This window comes from Agrobacterium sp. MCAB5, from assembly GCF_052114365.1.
Classification (GTDB): domain Bacteria; phylum Pseudomonadota; class Alphaproteobacteria; order Rhizobiales; family Rhizobiaceae; genus Agrobacterium; species Agrobacterium tumefaciens.
The window spans coordinates 1-1,843 of sequence record NZ_JBFREP010000030.1 but is presented as its reverse complement, the minus strand read 5'-3'; the positions used below and the strand labels follow the sequence as shown (position 1 = coordinate 1,843).

At 58.5% G+C, this 1,843-nt stretch carries 2 protein-coding genes; both read left to right on the top strand.

Going from position 1 to position 1,843, the window contains the following annotated elements; translation table 11 throughout:
• On the top strand, window positions 1–1,539 hold a 1,539-nt coding region (tnpC, locus tag AB4Z23_RS27020), incomplete at its 5' end, for an IS66 family transposase (RefSeq protein WP_441361126.1).
• Window positions 1,539–1,843, top strand: a 305-nt coding sequence (locus tag AB4Z23_RS27015; RefSeq protein ID WP_441361125.1) for a plasmid pRiA4b ORF-3 family protein, incomplete at its 3' end; no start/stop codon positions are given. The genes tnpC and AB4Z23_RS27015, both read left to right, overlap by 1 nt.

Here is a 1,843-nt window from a genome sequence, read left to right as displayed (position 1 = left end):
GCCGACGATCAGGCCATCATTCTTCGCCAGAAAGTCTATATCGAAAAGCTGCAACGGGAACTGCGCGGTCAGAAGTCGGAACGGACGGCACGGCTGGTTGCGCAGATGGAACTGATGCTTGAGGACGCCGAAGCGACGGCAACCGAAGATGAGCTTGCCGCTGAAATGGCCGTTGCTGCAGCATCTGCGATTGCGGTCACCGGCTTTACGCGCAAGCGGCCGGTCAAGAAGCCCTTTCCGGAGCATCTGCCGCGTGAGCGYGTCGTGGTGCCAGGGCCGGTTGCCTGCAGTTGCTGTGGCGGTGAACGGCTTCGCAAGCTCGGCGAAGACATCACCGAAACGATGGAGAGCGTACCGCGGAGCTGGAAGGTCATTCAGACGGTGCGGGAAAAGTTCACCTGCCGTGACTGCGAGAAGATCAGCCAGGCACCTGCACCCTTCCATGTCATCCCGAGAGGGTGGGCTGGTCCAAGCCTTTTGGCGATGATGCTCTGCGACAAGTTCGGCCAGCACATTCCCCTCAATCGCCAGGTCGAACGTTTTGCCCTGGAAGGTGTGCCGATCAGTCTGTCGACTGCAGCAGACGCGATTGGCGCGTGCTGCCAGGTTCTCGACCCGCTGGTGCGGCGGATTGAAAGCCATACGTTCGCGTCTGAACGGATCCACGGTGATGACACGACCGTGCCGGTTCTCGCTCTCGGCAAGACCATCACCGGTCGAATATGGAGCTATGTCAGGGACGATAGTCCGTTTGGCGGAACGGCCCCACCATCGGTGATGTTCTATTATTCCCGGGACCGGGCCGGCGAACATCCACAGGCACATCTGGCCAATTATAGCGGTATCCTTCAGGCGGACGCCTATACCGGCTATGGCCAACTCTATCTTCCTGAACGAAGTCCGGGCCCGATTTATGAAGCTGCGTGTTGGGCGCATGCCAGGCGGCCATTCTTTGCGCAAGCCGATCTGGAGGCCAATGCGCGCCGAAAAGCGCAGGGTAAAAGTGGCGCCGTTATCTCACCAATCGCCTTGAACATGGTGCAGCGGATCGACGCGCTGTTCGACATCGAACGCCAGATCAATGGCCACACTGCCGATGAGAGAAAAGCAATCCGCCAGCAATTATCAAAGCCGTTGATCGACGACATGGAAATATGGATACGCGACCACCGCGCCAGATTGCCGCGCGACAACGACCTGGCAAAGGCATTTGACTATATGCTGAACCGCTGGGAATCCTTTACCCGCTTCCTCGACGACGGCCGGATTTGCCTGTCGAACAATTGCGCGGAGCGATCTCTGCGTGGTGTGGCCCTTGGACGAAAAGCCTGGCTATTTGCCGGTTCCGATCGCGGAGGGCAAAGGGCGGCAGCCATGTACAGCCTGATCGTCACCGCGAAAATGAACCGCATTGACCCACAGGCCTGGCTTGCTGATGTTCTCGCCCGCATCGCCGACCATCCTGTCAGCCGGCTCGATGAGCTTCTCCCCTGGAATTGGCGGAAAACCACGACATCGTCACTGAGGCAGGCAGCCTGATGGCAGGTCCTCTCGTTCGCCTGAAGATCACACTTGATGACGTTGATCCCTTGGTGATGCGGCGTGTTGTCGTGCCATTCCGCATTCGGCTCGACCGGCTACATGATGTTCTCCAGGAGGCTTTCGGCTGGACCAACAGTCATCTCTATGAGTTCAGGATCCGTGACATCGGATTCGGCGTGCCTGATGGCGGCTTTGATGACCCCATCGATGCGCGCAAGGAAACGCTTCTTGCCGCCATCGAAGATATTGGCGCGAAGTCATTCAAGTATCTCTATGACTTCGGCGACGGCTGGACCCACAC